Annotated in this window: 13 protein-coding genes and 1 pseudogene; 7 read left to right on the top strand and 7 right to left on the bottom strand. The window is 69.3% G+C overall.

The features are described from left to right. Positions 1–65: 65 nt before the first annotated feature. The gene (locus Afe05nite_RS36130) at positions 66–785 is read right to left on the bottom strand and encodes a DUF4142 domain-containing protein (protein WP_203821803.1); all 720 of its coding nucleotides are present in this window, start codon (positions 783–785) and stop codon (positions 66–68) included. 458 nt (positions 786–1,243) lie between these two features. On the opposite strand from Afe05nite_RS36130, the gene Afe05nite_RS36125 reads away from it, so the two are divergent. Further along, on the top strand, positions 1,244–2,746 hold the full coding sequence (locus tag Afe05nite_RS36125; RefSeq protein ID WP_203821876.1) for a SulP family inorganic anion transporter: 1,503 nt from the start codon (positions 1,244–1,246) through the stop codon (positions 2,744–2,746). Between the two features lie 54 nt (positions 2,747–2,800). Next, positions 2,801–2,947: pseudogene (locus tag Afe05nite_RS44220) on the top strand (MerR family transcriptional regulator); the annotation flags it as partial. Between the two features lie 250 nt (positions 2,948–3,197). Here Afe05nite_RS44220 and Afe05nite_RS36115 read toward each other — a convergent pair. After that, the gene (locus Afe05nite_RS36115; RefSeq protein ID WP_203821802.1) at positions 3,198–4,259 is read right to left on the bottom strand and encodes a glucose 1-dehydrogenase; all 1,062 of its coding nucleotides are present in this window, start codon (positions 4,257–4,259) and stop codon (positions 3,198–3,200) included. Beyond that, positions 4,259–6,058 (bottom strand): glycoside hydrolase family 15 protein, encoded by a 1,800-nt coding sequence (locus tag Afe05nite_RS36110; protein WP_203821801.1) that lies wholly within the window; start codon positions 6,056–6,058, stop codon positions 4,259–4,261. Before Afe05nite_RS36110 ends, Afe05nite_RS36115 begins: the two co-directional genes overlap by 1 nt. A 70-nt stretch (positions 6,059–6,128) precedes the next feature. Here Afe05nite_RS36110 and Afe05nite_RS36105 point away from each other — a divergent pair, with 70 nt between their 5' ends. The 3 genes from Afe05nite_RS36105 to Afe05nite_RS36095 all read left to right on the top strand — a co-directional run bounded on the left by Afe05nite_RS36105 (position 6,129) and on the right by Afe05nite_RS36095 (position 7,645). Next, positions 6,129–6,647 (top strand): MarR family winged helix-turn-helix transcriptional regulator, encoded by a 519-nt coding sequence (locus Afe05nite_RS36105; RefSeq protein ID WP_203821800.1) that lies wholly within the window; start codon positions 6,129–6,131, stop codon positions 6,645–6,647. Positions 6,648–6,789: 142 nt separating this feature from the next. After that, entirely contained in the window at positions 6,790–7,236 is a 447-nt protein-coding gene (locus Afe05nite_RS36100; protein ID WP_203821799.1) for a hypothetical protein, read from the top strand. A gap of 211 nt (positions 7,237–7,447) precedes the next feature. Then, positions 7,448–7,645: a zinc-binding dehydrogenase gene (locus Afe05nite_RS36095; protein WP_203821798.1), complete on the top strand. Its 198-nt coding sequence runs from the start codon at positions 7,448–7,450 to the stop codon at positions 7,643–7,645. Positions 7,646–7,714: 69 nt separating this feature from the next. Here the strand turns inward: Afe05nite_RS36095 and Afe05nite_RS36090 are convergent, their stop codons facing one another. Continuing rightward, positions 7,715–11,506, bottom strand: a complete 3,792-nt coding sequence (locus Afe05nite_RS36090) for a GDSL-type esterase/lipase family protein (protein ID WP_203821797.1) — start codon at positions 11,504–11,506, stop codon at positions 7,715–7,717. Positions 11,507–11,656: 150 nt separating this feature from the next. Between Afe05nite_RS36090 and Afe05nite_RS36085 the strand changes: the two genes are divergently transcribed. Further along, entirely contained in the window at positions 11,657–12,427 is a 771-nt protein-coding gene (locus Afe05nite_RS36085) for an FHA domain-containing protein (RefSeq protein WP_239118455.1), read from the top strand. Beyond that, positions 12,417–13,883 carry a protein kinase domain-containing protein gene (locus Afe05nite_RS36080; protein ID WP_203821796.1) on the top strand — a complete coding sequence of 489 codons (1,467 nt, stop codon included), beginning with the start codon at positions 12,417–12,419 and terminating at the stop codon, positions 13,881–13,883. The genes Afe05nite_RS36085 and Afe05nite_RS36080 overlap by 11 nt, the downstream gene beginning before the upstream one ends. Before the next feature lie 36 nt (positions 13,884–13,919). On the opposite strand, the gene Afe05nite_RS36075 is transcribed toward Afe05nite_RS36080, so the two are convergent. From Afe05nite_RS36075 to Afe05nite_RS36065, 3 genes are all read right to left on the bottom strand, one after another. After that, positions 13,920–14,483: a hypothetical protein gene (locus Afe05nite_RS36075; protein WP_203821795.1), complete on the bottom strand. Its 564-nt coding sequence runs from the start codon at positions 14,481–14,483 to the stop codon at positions 13,920–13,922. Between the two features lie 512 nt (positions 14,484–14,995). Then, positions 14,996–15,574: a class I SAM-dependent methyltransferase gene (locus Afe05nite_RS36070; protein WP_203821794.1), complete on the bottom strand. Its 579-nt coding sequence runs from the start codon at positions 15,572–15,574 to the stop codon at positions 14,996–14,998. 133 nt (positions 15,575–15,707) lie between these two features. Beyond that, positions 15,708–16,540, bottom strand: an 833-nt coding sequence (locus Afe05nite_RS36065; protein ID WP_203821793.1) for a dienelactone hydrolase family protein, incomplete at its 5' end; no start/stop codon positions are given.

The following is a 16,540-nucleotide window of genomic DNA, read 5'->3' as shown; positions in this document are numbered from 1 at the left end:
CACCGTAATAGTCGCGGAGCACCGATGGCGTGCCGGGCGAGCCCGGCGCTCGCCCCGGGCGGACGTCAAGCCCGGGCGCGCATCATCCGCACACCGACGGTCCCGACGGCGGCGATCGCCGCGGCCAGCACGATCCAGAGGACGATCGGGCTGACCGGCGGAGTCACCCCGGTGTTCGCCACGGCGATACCCATCGCCGACAGGTCCTGGGCCGGTGGCATGGCTGCCGGTGGCAACTTCTCGTACTGCACCAGGCCGGTGGTCTCCAGCATCTGCATGTGATGCATCACGAAGACGTTCGCCTGGTCGGCCAGTTCGCGGACGATCGGATTGCGGGTCGAAGCACGCACCGCACCGATGACCGGGAAGATGAAGCCGTGGGCCGCCCGTAGCCGGGTCACGAAGGACTGGTCGAACTGGATGCCCTTGTTGTTCTGCATCTCGGTCAGGAATCCCTGCTGCTGCGCGGTCGGGGTGGAGGGGATCGTCGTGCCGAGCTTGTTCGCGGCGTCGACGACCAGCTGGTCGAGCTGGACATGCTGGTCGGCGATCATCTGCCCGACCTGGCGTACTTTTTCGTTCTGGCCTTTCTGCGCGGCCATCTGCCCGGCCGGGATCTCCCACAGGCCGGCCTGCCGGACGCCGTTGAGCAGCGTCATGTCGGCGGCGTTGAGCTGGGTGGGCGAGGGCGCCGCCGATGCCGGAGCGGGCACGAGAGCGACGAGGGCAAGCGCGAACGCCGCAGCGGTCAAGCCACCAAGGCGTAATGCGGACGTACGGAACATGGAAACCTCCGGAGACCTGGCACCGTCGGCTACAGGTACGGTCGTGAATCCGAATCGGTTCACCCATGCACCTAATTTTCGGATGGTGCTCCGTTCCGCACAGAGCCACCTCCGGTCGACACCGCTTGGAACAGGACTTTTAGTGTCTTCTGCCGCCATAGGCAATCCTGGGAAAGATGCACTGTGGCAATGATTTGTCGAACCCGGGAGAGTCGGGTGATCATAGCCACGCCCGGCGCGACCTACTCTCCCCTTCCCGGAAGGTAGGGTTCCGAGGGTCGCCGGAAGCTGCTCTCCGGGCACCGGCGTTTCTCCGGGCACAGACGTTCGGTGGCGATGCCGCTGAATCGACCGTGGCTCACTCCCCCGGTCTCCGTAGCAGGTCCCAGCAGGCACATCGGTCGCGGGTGTGCCGTGTGCGGCTTCAGCGCCGTACCCGTCGAGTCGAAATGAGTTCTATGTCGTCGCTGCCGTCGGCAGTGCGCCCTTCGCGCATGTCCCGTCCTGACTGGCTGTCCTCGCCACGGGTGCTGCGCACCGAGGTGCTCGCCGGTCTGGTTGTCGCGCTCGCGCTGATTCCCGAAGCGATCTCTTTCTCGATCTTGGCCGGGGTCGATCCGAAGATCGGTCTCTTCGCCTCGTTCACCATGGCGGTCACGATCGCCTTCACCGGTGGCCGCCCGGCGATGATCTCCGCGGCGACCGGCGCTGTCGCCCTGGTCGTCGCCCCGCTCGCGAAGGAGCACGGACTCGGCTATCTGGTCGCCGCGGTGATCCTCGGCGGTTTGTTCCAGGTGATCCTGGCCGTGGCTGGGGTCGCGAAGCTGATGCGGTTCATCCCGCGCAGCGTCATGGTCGGCTTCGTCAACGCGCTCGCCATCCTGATCTTCACGGCCCAGCTGCCGCACCTGATCGGCGTGCCGTGGCTGGTCTACCCCCTGGTCGCGGTCGCTCTGGCGATCATGTGGTTCCTGCCCAAGGCGACAACTGCCGTCCCGGCGCCGCTGGTTGCCATCATCCTGCTGACCGCCTCCGTCATCGTCACGCACGTGGCCGTGCCGAATGTCGGGGACGAGGGCACGCTGCCTGACAGCCTGCCGGTACTCGGCCTGCCCGACGTGCCGTTCACTCCCGGCACGCTGTCCACGATCGCCCCGTACGCCCTGGCGATAGCCCTGGTCGGACTGATGGAATCGCTGATGACGGCAAAACTGGTCGATGACATCACCGACACCCACTCGAACAAGACCCGCGAATCCTGGGGTCAGGGCGTCGCGAACATCGTCACCGGTTTCTTCGGCGGCATGGGCGGCTGCGCCATGATCGGCCAGACGATGATCAACGTGAAGGCTTCCGGTGCGCGTACCCGCCTGTCGACGTTCCTCGCCGGCGTGTTCCTGCTGATCCTTGTAGTGGCGCTCGGTGACGTGGTCGCGCTGATCCCGATGGCCGCTCTGGTCGCCGTCATGATCATGGTCTCGGTGGGCACGTTCGACTGGCACAGCATCGCCCCGGCCACACTCAACCGGATGCCGGCCGGCGAGATCATCGTCATGCTGCTCACCGTCGCCGGCACCCTGGCGACGCACAACCTCGCCATCGGGGTCGTCCTCGGTGTCCTCGCCGCCATGGTGATCTTCGCCCGCCGGGTCGCCCGCTTCGCCGAGGTGACCAGCGCTCCGGATCCCGACAGCGGCGCCCGGATCTACCACGTGCGCGGGGAGCTCTTCTTCGCCTCCAGCAACGATCTGGTCTACCAGTTCGACTACGCGAACGATCCCGACCGGGTCGTCATCGACATGACCGGCGCCCACATCTGGGACGCCTCCTCGGTGGCCGCCCTCGACGCGATCACCACCAAATACGCGTCGCGCAACAAGCAGGTGGAGATCATCGGCCTCAACTCCGAGAGTGCCAGATTCCACGAGAACCTCGCGGGCAAGTTGAAAGTCGGCCACTGATGGAAGCCGGGCACACCGGTGCGATGACCGGACGGCACAGGCAGATCGGATGCTGAGGCCGCCGAACGCGTCGGCCTCAGCATCCGCACCATCCGGCACTACGAGGAAGCCGGCCTGGTCATCCCGAGCGCCCGCGGCGACGGCCGGTGCCGGCTCTACACCGAACCCGACCTCGACCGGCTACGCCTCGTCAAACGCGTGCCTGCGCAGCACGTCCGCGATGTTGACACCGCGGCTGGTCGAACTCGCGCTGACCATCGAGGCGTCGTGCCAGGTCGTACCGTTCGGAAGTCCTTCGAAGGCTCAGCCGTGGCCGGCTCTTCCCCGGGAGGGCGACGTCGACGTAGAAGGAGTCGAGCGAGAAACCGATCCGGAAAGGCCGCCGAGGCCCTGAGTCGACGATCACCGCCGCCCCGGGGCCGTGCGGGAGCGCGGGTGGACAGGTCGGCGGTCATGATCCGCTCCCGTCGAGAGTGATGACGACCTTGACGTCGTCGTCGGTGGCGGTGACGGCGTGGGTGAACGATTCGAGCGGGACGCGGCGGGTGATCAGCCGGGTCAGCCAGCCGGTGTCCGCTTGACCGAGGGCGTCGGCTGCGGCGGCGTAGTGGGAGAGGTTGGCGTTGACCGAACCGATGATGACGTCGTTCTCCAGGACGATGTCGCGATTCAGCTTCCCGGCGTCGAGTTTGAGGGTGTGTCCGGCTGAGGAGACGCCGGTGAGACAGAGGATGCCGTACGGGGCGGTGTGCGCGGCGGCGGCGAAGATCACCGGTCCGGCGCCGGTGGCCTCGATGACCACGTCCGGCCTGATCTTCGCGGCCACCCGGTCGACGTCGTCGTGGTGATAGCTGGCGCCGAGGTCGCGCACCAGGGCCGGCTTGAGGCCGCCGGTGACCCGGTCCAGGACGTGCACGTCGAGGCCACGCTGCACGGCGAGCAGGGCGGCGAGCAGGCCGATCGGCCCGGCCCCGGTGATCAGCGCCGTCCTCGGTTCGTACCAGGCGCGGGCACCGACCCGGTCGACCTCGTCCCAGGCCTTGGCGACCACGCTGGTGGGCTCCAGGAGCATGCCGACCTCGGCCAGCCGCGGATCGAGTTTGACGGCGTAGTCGGCCTCGACCGTCCAGGCCTGGCCGGCGTACCCGTCGAGTTGTTTGATGCCGCGTTCGGTGTAGCGGCCGTTACGGCACATGTCGAACTGCCCGTGGGCACAGGCCCCGCAGGGCACCGGGTCGGGGCGACGCACGACGCCGACGACGAGGTCACCGGCGGTGAAGCCGCTGCCGGCCGGCGCCGTGCGCACGCGGCCGAGTGATTCGTGGCCGATGACGAGGCGCTCGCGGCCGGACGGCGCCCAGCCGTACTCGCCGGCGGCGATCTCCTTGTCGGTGCCGCACACGCCGACGGCGAGGCCGTCGACAAGCAGTTCACCGTCCGCGGGTTGCGGGTCGGGCACGTCACGGACGGCGATGGAGTCTTTTTGCCGGGGGATCACGGTCAGGGCGCGCATCAGTGCTCATCTCTCGTGGCGTCGCGGGCGGGCCTCGCCGTGGACAGGTGGCGGGCCGCGTTGACCAGTCCGACGTGGCTGAAGGCCTGGGGGATGTTGCCGAGCTGCCGGCCGGTGGCCGGGTCGTACTCCTCGCTGAGCAGTCCGAGGTCGTTGCGCAGGCTGAGCAGGCGTTCGAACAGCTCGTGCGCCTGGCGTTCGCGGCCGATGCCGTGCAGGGCGTCGGCCAGCCAGAACGTGCAGGTGAGGAACGCGCCTTCGGCGCCGGGCAGGCCGTCGACGTTGCCGTCGGCCTGCGGCCGGTAGCGCAACAGGAACCCGTCGGAGCTGAGTTCCCGTCGCACCGCGTCGACGGTGCCGGCGACGCGCGGGTCGTGCCAGGGCAGGAAGCCGACGCGCGGGATGAGCAGCAGGGCGGCGTCGAGCCCGGACGAGCCGTAGAACTGGGTGAACGTGTTGCGTTCGGCGTCGAAGCCGCGCTCGCACACCTGAGCGTGGATCGTGTCGCGGGTGGCGCGCCACCGATCGACGGGTCCGTCGAGGCCGAACCGTTCCACCGCCTGCACGGCCCGGTCCAGGCCGGCCCACGCCATCACTTTGGAGTGTACGAAGTGCCGGCGGTCGCCGCGCACCTCCCACAGGCCGTTGTCCTCCTCCGCCCAGTGGCCCTCCAGGTAGTCGAGCAGCGCTCGTTGCAGGTCCCAGGCGTCCTCGTCGGCCTGCAGGCCGGTTTGACGTGCTTCGTGCAGCCCGTCGAGGACCTCGCCCCACACGTCGAGTTGGAACTGGCCGGACGCTGCGTTGCCGGCCCGCACCGGCGTCGCCCCTTGATAGCCGGCCAGCCAGTCGAGGGTGTATTCCGGCAGCCGGCGGGTGCCGTCGATGCCGTACATGATCCGCAGATCGGCCGGGTCGCCGGCGGCAGCTCGCAGCAACCATTCGCGCCATGCCCTGGCCTCGGCGACGAAGCCGGAGCCGAGCAGCGCCTGCAGGGTGAACGTGGCGTCGCGCAGCCAGCAGAATCGGTAGTCCCAGTTACGCGGTCCGCCCAGCTGTTCGGGCAGGGACGTGGTGGCGGCGGCGACGATCCCGCCGGTCGGGGCGTAGGTAAGCGCTTTCAGGGTCACCAACGAGCGGCGTACGGCCTGGTCCCACTTGCCGTCGTAGCGCAGCCGACTCATCCACGACGTCCAGAAGTCCTCGGTGCGACGCAGTGCCTGCTCGGCGTCCACCGGGTCGGCTCTCGGTTCGTGGGACGGGCGGTAGGTCAGCACGAACGGCACCCGCTGCCCGGCTGACACCGTGAACTCGGCATGGGTCGCGAAGTCTTCGCCGTGAACAGGGACTGGAGTGTGCAGCCACGCGGCGTCCGGACCGGCGACCGCGGCGAGCTGGCCGGCACGGTGCCGGACCCACGGCACGATGCGGCCGTAGTCGAAGCGCAGCCGCAACGCCAGGCGCATCGGCACCCGGCCGCTGATGCCTTCCACCACCCGCACGACGTCGGCGGTCTCCCCGCGCGGCGGCATCGTGTCGACCACCCGTACCGATCCTTCGGGGGTGTCCCATTCCGTCTCGAGGATCAGGGAGTCGCCGCGGTAGCGGCGGCGCGTGGACAGTCCTCCGGCGGCCGGCGCGAGGCGCCAGAACCCGGCCCGCTCGTCGCCGAGCAGCGCGGCGAAACACGCCGGCGCGTCGAACCGGGGCAGGCACATCCAGTCGATCGATCCGTCCCGGCCGACCAGCGCCGCCGTCTGCAGATCGCCGATCAGGCCGTAATCCTCGATCCTCAATGCCACCGCACACCTCCCCAGGAACCGCCGCGAACATTTCGTGCCTACCCGTGCGTAGCGCACGTATGCGCTGGGCATGAAAGTTTTTGTGCCCCGCTCCCCTGACCTGGATCACCCGGTCGACGACCACCTCGTCGAGGCGTTCCTCACCGCCAGCCGGGTGCTGGTGGCGGTGGCCGCCCGCTCCCTGGCCGCCGGAAACGCCGAGATCACTCTGGCCCAGCACCGAGCCCTGGTCGTGCTCGCCGCGCACGGCCCGCAACGCGTCGCCGACCTGGCCGAACTGCTCGAGGTGAACAGCTCCAACGCCACCCGCAACTGCGACCGGCTGCAACGCCGCGGCCTGGTGCGGCGCGACCGGGACCCTGACGACCGCCGCGCCGTACGGGTGTCACTGACCCCGCCCGGCGAACACCTGGTCCAGCAGATCACCGCCGCCCGGCGAGAAGAGATCAGCCGCATTCTGAGCGCCATGCCGGGCAGTGCCCCCGGTCCTCTGCTGACCGCACTGCGCGCCTTCACCGACGCCGCCGGTGAAGTGCCGGGACCCAGCTGGTCACTGGGCTGGGGAACAAACCCGGAGAACCGAGCGTGACGGGATGGAAGCCGGGCGTCGAGCTGCTCAGGGGCCCGCAACCCGGGCCGATGAGCGGGCAGGCGACAAAACTACGTGTCGCAAAAGCCGCTCCGTCCAGCGACCGGAGTGTCGGACGATCATCATCTGGGAGAATCGTGCGATGACCGTGCTGGATGAGATGAGCGCAGCAAGCGCAGACCTGATATTCGCCGCGCTGGACTATGCGGTGGAAAATGCCGGGCTCTCCGACGAGGGCTTCACGCCCTTCGCGTTCTCGGACAGCCCGAAGGGTCGCGGTTTGACGAGGTTCCTGGCCGGCGAAGGGGCAGATCTCCAGGAAGGTCTTGCCGCCGGGCGTACGGCACTGCGCGTGGTCGAGCACGACGTCACCTGTGTGGCGCTGGCATGGGACGGCTACTACACGCACGAAGGCCGGCGCAGTGAAGCGGTCTTTGTCGAGGGCTACCAGATCGGCCACGACCGGGGCGTCCTGCTCGCCCAGCGATACACGCGACAGGACGGCGCCCTGTCGACCGAGGGCAACCCTGTTCTGATCGACGAGCCCGTGCCGCTGGTCCAGAGCCGGCGACCGATCGATGGGGCCTGAGCAGGTCCGGGACACCGCCGCTCGGCGCGTTTCCGGTCACGGGGCGGTCGCCCGGTCGACGCCGGCCCAACTCCGGCGGGGCGTTGTCGGCAAGCAGAACCTCGCGCCAGACATGCGTGGCCGCCGCGGCGGCCACACGAAAATCGTCAAGCCATCCGGGGCGTTCATCGCGGGCACCGAGGTAGTCGGTCGGACGACTGACGGTCGTCGCGTGCTCGCACCGATCTTCGGTGGTGGCGGCTTCGCCGAGCGGGCGGTAGTGAAAGACGCCGACGCGGTGGCCGGGGGCGTCGGCTCCCTCGCTGTCCAGCTCGCCAAGCTCTTCGGTGCCGGGCGGGTCATCGCGACAGCTTCCACAGACGCCCGACGTGACCTGGCTCTGTCCCGGCACCGCGCGGCGAAGCGGTAACCCACCCGGACGCCGCGTGTTCCACGCGCAGCGTGGAGGGAATCTCCGTCCGTTAGGACGGAGAGGATGTCAAAGGCCCATCTGCCGCAGGGTGGCGTTCGCGGCGTCGGCGTAGTGGGTGGTGCCGGCGAGTTTCGGGTGGAAGGACTCGTTGACGTCGGAGCGGATGCCGTGGATGGTTTCCGGGCTGCCGCAGATGGCCTGGCCGGCGAAGTAGATCGTGGGGTCGGCGAAGTAGACCGGGAAACCGCCGGCGCGCAGGCCGTCGGCGACGCCCTTCATCATCGGGGCGACGATGTCGGTGGACATCTGGTTGAGCCATGGCGCTTCGTCGGTTCCGATGCCGATCACGCATTGGCCGTTGTTCTCGAACAGTTTCGGGTAGCCCATCAGCATGATCTTGGCGTTCGGGGCCCGTTTGCGGATCTCCCGCAGGGTTTGCGTGATGGAGTCCTTGACCGGGCCGTTGACGGATCGGGGCACCGACACCGAGAGCGGGTCGGATTCGCCGCTGAGGTGGGCGTCCTGGCACGCTTTGAGGCCGGCGAGGGCGAGGCATTCAAGGATGACGTCCTTGAAGCGGGCGTCGTTGCCGCCGATCGAGAGCATGACGAGGGTGGTGTTCTCGTCGAGGTAGCCCTTGTCGATCTGGGAGACCTCGCCCCACTGGCCGCCGGACCACTTGCCGAGGGCGTTCTGGATGGGCTGCCCGTCGTCGTTGCTGTGGCGCGGGTTGAGGTTGAAGGTCTCGGCGATCGAGCAGGCGTGGAACTGGAAGTCCAGGGTGTTGTCGAAGCGGTCGGCCCGGGTGCCGAGCGACTCACCGGTGTTGTCGGCCAGCACGGATTTGCGGGGCCAGGACTGCTTCGACCGGTGGCACTTGTTTCGCACGTGCCCCTCGTCGACGTTGGCTTCGCGGTAGTAGTCGGGGTTGTTCTCGTCGGAGGCGCCTTCGCCGGCCGTGTAGGAGTCGCCGAGCGCCACCACGAAGTCGGCCGGTTTCGCGGTGAGCGGCTGGATCGCCACCGCGTCCCAGGCGATGTCGTCGTCGCCGGTGCCGTCCCAGGTCTCGTTGGACAGGGCGATGGTGGGCGTGCCGGCGAACTGCATGACGCCCAGCGATTTCCACTCGTTGTGCTGGGTGTTCTGCAGGGCGTAGCGGGTTTTGACGCGTCCGCCGCCGAGCCCGATCGTGTAGGCCGCCTGCTGGGTCTGCGCGCCGACGTCCGGCATGTGCACCAGGACGCGCGCCCAGCCGGTGTAGGCGTTGGTGAATGTCCAGGTGCCGGTGACCTTCAGTTTGCCGCCCAGGTCGTAGGGCGCCACGGTGTGGGTGAACCAGGCGTGCCCGCCGAGACCGACGCCGATCTGGTGGGTGTCGACCTTGGATGGGTAGCGGCCCTGCGAGTCGGCGGCGAACGTGAAGGCGAACGACCCCGCGTTGGGCCCGAAGTTGGCGCCGCATGGCCTCTGCCCGGTCTGGATCGGGGCGGCCGAGGCCGGCACGTCGTCGACCACCAGGGCCCCGGCCGGCAGCCCGGACTTGTCGCAGTGCGGGGTGGAATTGATGCCGTCCGGCTGCTCGCCGTAGGTGGAGTCGAAGCGCAGCAGCTCGTGCCCGCACGCCCCGCCGGCGCAGTCGTTGAACGTCACCGCCGAATGCCACCAGCACTTGAGGTCGTACTGCAGGAACTCGTTGATGTGGCTGCACGGGCCGGCCTTCTCGCCTTTCACGTCGTCGGCGTTCGGGGTGTACTGGCCGGCCAGGTCGCAGTGGTCGCCGGCCATCGTGCAGAACGTACCGATCGACGGTTTGGCCTTGTCCCGGTTGCCGTTCGACGTCCACCACGCCGCCCGGAAACCCGGCCCGTCCGCGGTCGCGATCGAATAGGCGGCGAAACCGATCACCTTCTCCGGATAGGGCCACTTGCCGGGGTTCGCCGCGTCGGCACCGGCGGCCCCGAAGAACCCACGGTTGACCGGGTAGCGCGGGTTGACGGGGTTGTTCAGCCAGCCCAGTCCCCAGGCGCCGTTGTTGGCGGCCGCTTCCGATTGCGGGTGCAGGCCGCTGTTGTAGGCCCACACCGCGAAGAACCAGTTCTCCAGGTATTGCGGGTCGCCATTGCTGTGGATGATTCCGGCCGCCCGGGTCTGGTTCCACTTGTCCTGCAGGATCCGCAGTCCGGCGGCGATGTTGGTGGCGTAGTCGACCGCGACCGCCCGCTGCCGGGTGGGGCTGAGCGCGACCTCGTTGGGCCTGGTGTGCCCGGCCTTGCGCATGCCATCGGTGATCTGTGTGACGCCGTAGCCGCAGTCGGCCTTGGCGAAGTCGATGTCCCAGTCGTTCGAGGCGTCCTTGTCGTAGATGTCGCGCCCGTAGTAGTTGCCGATCAGCGGGTTGCCCGGCACGCCCGGCAGGGAGTGGCCGGAGGCCTGCCACAGGTTGGATTCCTGGGCCATGACGCCGAGGAAGATCTGCACCGGGACGCGGCCGCCGCCGCTGAGCGCGAGCGGCGGGAACAGGCCCTGCGGTGACCAGGACGTGCTCATGTGGGCCTGGTGCCAGTTGGCGTCGCGGGTCAGCGTCAGGTTGCCCACCACGGCCTGGTCGGCGGCCCACTCCACCTGCCGCGGGGTCGGCTGTTCGACCTGGGTGTACGGGTCGTTGCGGGCGATCGAGCAGGTCGCGTCGGCATCGACCGGGTCATTGCCGGCGGCGGCGACCGCGAGGGATCTGGGGGCGGTGCCCGCGGTGCGGGCGAGGCCGCTCAGCGGATGCGGGGCCGAGCCTTCGGCGATGCGGGCCGAGGGGCGCTCACCGGGGCGAGCGGTCATTTGAAACGTACGGTCGGTGCCCGCCACCCGCGCGGTGTAAGTCGTCTCCGGCGCGGTCTTCAGTTGTTCGGTGACGGTCGGGGCGACGTCGACGCTCACTTTGCCGAGCGACGAGGTGGCGAGCGGGACGGTGCCGTCGACGACGCGTACGGCCGGGGGAAGCGCCGCCCGGCGGGTCAACGACCCGGTCAGCTGGACCGAGCCGTGCGCGCCGCCCCGCACGTCGACGGAGCGCAGTGGCCCGTCGGCGAGCAGCATGGAGCGCTGAGGCGTACTCGTCACGGGCACCCGCCGGATCTCCCCGCGCTCCCCCGCCGCGTCGAGATAGACCACGCCCCCGGCCTGGTCGGGGGTGATCCGGGACGGCGTCGAGGCGGTCTTGGCGAGGGTGTCGAGTCGACCGTCCGGGTGGACCGCGACCAGCCGACCGGCCGCCGCCGCGACGATCCGGCCGGACGCCGGCACCGCCGAGGTGATCTGCCCGACGACGTCGACCGGCTTACCCGTCGTGCCCTTGGTGGTGTCCACCGTGACCAGGCGGGTGCGGGCCGCACTGCCGTCGGCGCTGTCGTCCTCGCCCCGCGACTGGGTGATCACGGCCTGCTCCCCCGCGCCGCAGCCGGGGCTGAAGTAGGCCAGCGAGGACCGCACCGGCACCTTGTCGACCGCTCCGGTGTGCAGGTCGACCACGGCGGTCAGGCCGCCCCGTTCGGCCAGCACCGGCGAGTTGGTCCAGGCTCTCGGCGCGTAGACGACCACGGCCCGGTCGCCGGAGCCGGTCACGCAGACGTTGCCGATCCAGCGGTCGGTCTCGACGCCGGGCTCGCTCAGCGACGCGACCGTACGCCAGGCGTATCCGTCCTTGTCCGAGGCGATCAGCAGATGGAAGGCCTCCTGGTCGCCCTGGCCGACCACGACGACGTCGGCTTCCGGGCCGGTACGGGTGGGCTCGGCGTGCGCCGGCCCGGCCGCACCGCCCAGCACCAGGGTCATGACGGACAGCATCAGCATCGCGGGACGCAGCATCGACACCTCTCCCAGGTCGCTCGCAGCTTGCGGCGAGGCATCCTGAGGATCGGGTGCGCGGCCGATCGGCGGCACCTACGAGGACGGATATTGACCCTCGTGCATCGTTACCGGTATCTTGGCCGCGCACTGCGCCGACTGGGGGTTCGCTTGCAGACGCTGATCATCGAGCTGCCCGGCGATGAGCGCGTACCGCGATTGTTGCGGCTGGAGCCCGGGGATTCGGTTCGATTCGGGCGCGGCGCTCCGGGCACTCCTGTCGATTTCGTGCTCGACGATCCGGCGGTGGCGCGGCTCGCCGGCGAGGTGACGGCGGCCGAGGATTATTGGGCGCTGACCAACTACAGCCGTTCGACGACCTATGTGGTCGAGAATCCCGAGGGTGCGGGCGAGCACGTCAAGGTGACGCCGGGGCGGGTCGGGGCCCCCGTACCGTTCGAAATCTCTCGCGTGGTTCTGCCCGGCCGGCAGGCGCCGGTGTATTTCCGGGTTTTCGCCCCGTTGCACGCGCACCTCGATCCGCGCCGGACCGATCCGGGTGACGGCAGCGGCACGTTGTCGGCGTTCCCGCTCGACGAGACGGCGAAGTACTTCCTGGTGTTGGTGGCGTTGTGCGAGCGGCGGCTGCGGGACGAATCGGTGGTGGCGATTCCTTCGGTGCCGGCGGTGGTGGAACGGCTGCGCCCGCTGCCGTCGTGCCGGGATCTGACCGCCGAGGCGGTCAATTTCCACGTCGATTATCTGGCCCGGGAAAAGCTGCGGATCCGCACCGCCGCCGCCGGCGAGCGGGCGGCCGATCCGGGCGGGTTCCGGCGGGAGGCGGTCGTCTCGCTGGCGTTGCGCTTCGATCTGGTACGGGAGGAGCACCTGAACCTGCTTCCCGCCCGGGTGAAGCGGCGCGCGTCGGTGCATGGCGCCTGACGTCTCGACCGTCGGGTGGGCGGTCTCGGTGCCGTCGGGTTACCGGGCCGGTCGCTGGGTCGTCACCGAGCCGATCGCCACCGGGCAGTGGGGCAGCGTGTATGCCGCGGCCGACGGTGACACCGAGGTGGCGCTGAAGTTCCTGCCGACCGGAACGGTCACGCCACGGCAGGTCGGACATCTGCGGGAGATGGCCGAACGGGAGGCCCGTGGCCACGCCGAGTTGACCGGTCGCCGGCTGATCCGTTCTCTCGAGGTGCTGACTCTGGACGACCCGGCCCGTCCCGAGTTGGACGGCGCCGTCGTCATCGTGCTGGAGCGGGCCGCCGCGTCGCTGGCCGACCGGTTGCGGCAGGCCGGCGGGCGGCCGGTGCCGGAGGCGCCGCGGTTGCTGGCCGAGGCCTGCGAGGGTCTGGTCGAGTTGCATGCGGCGGGTTGGGTGCACGGCGATTTCAAGCCGGACAACATTCTGGTCATGCCGGACGGTTCGGTGCGGCTCTCCGATTTCGGGCTGACGGTGGAGCTGGAGGGCACCCACGGCTATCTGCCACCGGTCGGCTCCTCCGACTACGTGCCGCCCGAGCGCGCCCAGGAGGCGTTGGGTGAGCGCGGCCTCGCGGTGCGGGCGAGCGCCGACGTCTGGGCGTTCGGCGTCACCGCGTGCCAGCTGCTCAGCGGCCGGTTGCCGTTCGAGGGAGCGACGACGCGGGCCCGGGCGCTGGCCGCCGACCGGTACGCGGCCGGTCAGGGCGAGCTGATCCTGCGCGGGCTGCCGGGCGGGTGGCGGCCGATCGTACGAGATTGCCTGGCCCCCACCCACGCCCGGCGGCAGGCGCACGGCGCCGCCGAGGTGCTGACCCGCATCCGCGCGCTCGACGAGCCGCCCGCCCGCGGCCACCGCCGGTTCGCCGCCCGGGCCGTGCTTCTCCTACTGCTGGCCGCCACCCTGTTCGGGGTGGCCGGGCCGGAGCTTCGGACCGCCGACGAATACCGCCCCGACCTGTTGCGCACCGGCGCCGGTATCCCCCCGCAATACCGTCAGCTGATCGTCGCGGCGGCACGCAGCTGCAACGAGCCGGGCGTCTCCCCGGTGCTGATCGCCGCGATGCTGCAGGCGGAGAGCAACTTCGACGCCGGCCTGGCCGACCCGGTCAAGGACGAGTACGGCATCGCCCGGTGGACGCCGAGCGTGCTGCGCTTCTACATGCCCGAGGGCCGGCGCGCGGTGGTGCCGCAACCGCCGTTCCCGCCCGACATCTCGATCCCGGCGATGGGGCGTTACCTGTGCTTCCTGGCACCCCGGCTGGCCGGCCTCCCGGGTGACCCGGCTCTGCTGCTGGCCGCGTCCTACCGCACGTCGGCGACGACGATCGTCAAGGCGCGCGGCATACCGGCCCGGCTCGACCCGTACGTCGATCTGGTGAAGCGCAACATGGAGCAGTACCGGCCGAGGTAGACGGGCGCCCGGCCGGGCGCCCGTCGGTGGTGAGTGTCAGCGGTCTTCGCAGCGGTCGAGGTCGGGCCAGTTGGTGATCTCCGGCCCCTCGAGGCACCAGTCCTCGATGGACTGCAGCGGCGAATAGGCCGACGCGCCGTGCGCCACCACGGTTCCCTTGGTGCCCTTGACGTCGACGTAGCCCTTGGCGCCCTTGGCGTAGCAGCCCGAGTTGTCGGAGCAGAGGCTCGCCGGGCCGTTCTGGCCGGTGTTGTTGTAGATGGTGAAGGTCTCGCCGGGGTCGATGGTCACGCCGGAGAAGTAGGTCTGCTGGCTGTCCAGGTGCGCCTGCGAGGACATGTAGTTGTACCAGCGCTGCCAGTTGGCGGTGACGGTCTGCGTGCCCGACCCGTAGTTGCGGATGGCGATGCCGGTGATCACCGTCGACGAGATGTTCCACGAGCAGGCCCAATACTTGATCTTGTACGCGTCGATGTAGACCGAGGTGCCGCAGTCCCCGCTCGAGTTGAACGGCCCGAATCCCGTCTCCGTCGTGGCGAAGGCCGGGGCGACGTTGACTCCGGTCACCGCCACCACGGTGGCCGCCACAACAGCAAGCACGCGACGCACTGTCGATCGCACAGAGGCTCCCTTCCACAGGACGCCGGCCGAGCGCGCGGCGCCGCACTCATGCTGGCCGCCGCCTCGCCCGCGCAACACCTACGGCGACATAGGGACGACCGCCGACCCGGTGAGGTAGGGACGGCGAGGGAGTGGCTCGGCGAGCAGCGACCAAGACGCTCGCGCCGGCCCCGCACGCACCGGATGCCGTCAGCGCGGAACGCCCTTGCCGCAATCATCCATACCCTTCGCCGACGGAGAACCGGAATCCCGCTCTGGTCTGCGGCGAGGTCGTCGACGACCGGGTCCGCCCGGCGTACCCCGTCGACCTGTTTCGAGACGTGCTGAGCTACGGCAGGCCCGATATCGACGGCCGCCTGGCCTCGGATGTCGGAGCGGGCACCGGCCGGGCCACCGAGGCGTTTGCCCGAGAGGGTCGGCGCGCACTGTCGGCGGCAGATCAGTGCGGCTCCGGGATGTCGGCCCTTCGCTTCGATGCCGCATTGATTGCCTCAGATATCGTGGGCGTCCGGATCCATGCCGTTGACCCATACCAGGGAGTATCGCCACATCAAGTGGCGCCGCCAATGGACTCCAGGCAGCAGTTCGCCGGCTAACCGTCGCATCGTGGAATAGCGTTCCGGTGGCGGCCAAATGATTGGTGCCGCAGGCTCGCCCGCGGATCTGGTTGGGCGGCTTCGGAACAAGCCGGCAATCTGAGCCGCGACCTCGATGGGGAGGTCCTTCGGCAGGTCTGGCCGAGCCGGCCCGATGACAATCAGGACGCCGCCCGGCGCCACCAGGCTGCGCAGCCGGAGCAGCCCTTCGCGGGCGTCCATGTGGTGCAGCGAGGCCACCGCGCTGACAAGCTCGAATCCTTTCGGCGTCAGGCCCGCATTGCTGAGGTCACCGACGACGTACCGGATGTCACCTGCCTCGGGATGCATCCGGCACCGCTGAATGCACGGCTCATCCCGGTCCAAGCCCATGATCTCTGGAACACCGCGTCGATGCAGCTCACGGGTGAGTTCACCGTTGCCGCAGCCGACGTCGACGGCCCGCTTGCAGCCAGCCGGGATTACGTCGAACACCAACGATTCGTATCGAGAGCTCACGGAAGCGGAGCTTAGGAGGCCGATGCAATCTGTTTCTCGCCCCCTCCGGAGCGAGCTCGTCAACGTGCATTGTCATCGGCATGTCCGGGAGCTTTCAATGCCTGATGGTTTAGATCGTTTTGTGGGTCAGGTGCTCGGCGATGAAGGTTCGCCACCCGGTAATCGCCACTGGGGTGGTGCGCGCGTGCCGGCCGGGCTCGATGACCAGACGCTTGCTGGTGGATCCGACCAGGTCGAACAACTCCCGCTGACCGTCGCTGGGGAAGACCTCATCGTCGTCCTGGACGTGGAACATCAGAGGCGCGGTGACACGAGCCGCGTCCACCGCGACCCGGGTCGGTGCGGCCATGCCAGGATGCATGGCAGCACACTGCCGCAAGCCGAACTTCCCGACGACCACCGCGGCCAGCCGGTCGTTCAGCTCGGCCGCCAGCGCGAGACCGAACCGCGCCCCCATCGACATGCCGAGATAGCCCAGCCGCCCGGCGTCGACCCGGGCGCAGCCGGCAAGACCAGCAAGGACCGACTTCCAGTCGTCGACCATCCGGTCGAGGACCACCTGCATCCCGACCTCGGCGATCCGGGCCTGATACTGCTCGGCCGGCATTGGCGCCGGTACCCGCTCTCCGTGGTACGGGCCGTCGATCGCGACCACGGCACATCCAGCATGTTCAGCGAACCAGCGAGCGTGCTCGACCACCCGCGCGCTGCGCTTGTGCCCACTGCCACCGTGCCCCACCAGCACCAGTGGCGCCGCAACCGAGCCGGGCGGCGGCAGCCACAACACGCCTGGAACGCGACGGCCCGACCAGTTGGTACGAAACGAGTATTCGGTGACCCCGCTGATGACGTGATCGTCAAGCCATTCGATGTCCGGCCGCACAGCGCCATGTAACCAGGTGACCGACGCCGTCGCACGCATCGCACCGCGCCTACATTGAG

The organism is Paractinoplanes ferrugineus (assembly GCF_016862195.1).
In the GTDB taxonomy this organism is placed as follows: domain Bacteria; phylum Actinomycetota; class Actinomycetes; order Mycobacteriales; family Micromonosporaceae; genus Actinoplanes; species Actinoplanes ferrugineus.
This window is presented reverse-complemented; position numbering and strand designations above follow the sequence as displayed.

What these genes read in the sequence shown, in the direction of transcription:
- Afe05nite_RS36130 (WP_203821803.1), bottom strand. Translation starts at nt 785, where the DNA reads ATGTTCCGTACGTCCGCATTACGCCTTGGTGGCTTGACCGCTGCGGCG.
- Afe05nite_RS36125 (WP_203821876.1), top strand. Translation starts at nt 1,244, where the DNA reads ATGTCGTCGCTGCCGTCGGCAGTGCGCCCTTCGCGCATGTCCCGTCCT.
- Afe05nite_RS36115 (WP_203821802.1), bottom strand. Translation starts at nt 4,259, where the DNA reads ATGCGCGCCCTGACCGTGATCCCCCGGCAAAAAGACTCCATCGCCGTC.
- Afe05nite_RS36105 (WP_203821800.1), top strand. Translation starts at nt 6,129, where the DNA reads ATGAAAGTTTTTGTGCCCCGCTCCCCTGACCTGGATCACCCGGTCGAC.
- Afe05nite_RS36100 (WP_203821799.1), top strand. Translation starts at nt 6,790, where the DNA reads ATGACCGTGCTGGATGAGATGAGCGCAGCAAGCGCAGACCTGATATTC.
- Afe05nite_RS36090 (WP_203821797.1), bottom strand. Translation starts at nt 11,506, where the DNA reads ATGCTGCGTCCCGCGATGCTGATGCTGTCCGTCATGACCCTGGTGCTG.
- Afe05nite_RS36080 (WP_203821796.1), top strand. Translation starts at nt 12,417, where the DNA reads ATGGCGCCTGACGTCTCGACCGTCGGGTGGGCGGTCTCGGTGCCGTCG.